This window comes from Halomonas sp. ND22Bw (genome assembly GCF_003011945.1).
Classification (GTDB): Bacteria; Pseudomonadota; Gammaproteobacteria; order Pseudomonadales; family Halomonadaceae; genus Halomonas; species Halomonas halophila.
In genome coordinates this window covers 1-238 of sequence record NZ_PXWD01001736.1, presented here as the reverse complement: position 1 = coordinate 238, position 238 = coordinate 1, and the positions used below count along the sequence as shown (strand labels likewise).

The window sequence follows — 238 nt, the reverse complement described above, 5'->3', positions numbered from 1 at the left end:
GGAGGTCTGGTAGGAGGTGTCGCCGACGCGGACCAGGCAGTAGGCGGGCACCGACATCATCAGCTGGCCGAACAGGGCCCCCAGCGCGAGGCCGACGACGATGAGCAGGATCAGCTTTCTCATGACGCGCCTCGCTGGCCGTTGCCGCTTGCCTCGAAGCGACGTTCGACGAACTCGTCCAGCGCCTGCTGGGAGGCACTGATGTGCGGCAGTTCGGGGCGGATGGTGCGACCCTGGA

The 238-nt window shown here is 67.2% G+C and carries 1 pseudogene; it reads right to left on the bottom strand.

Going from position 1 to position 238, the window contains the following annotated elements:
• Positions 1-123, bottom strand: a pseudogene (locus CVH10_RS27400) (heme biosynthesis protein HemY); the annotation flags it as partial.
• Positions 124-238 lie beyond the last annotated feature (115 nt).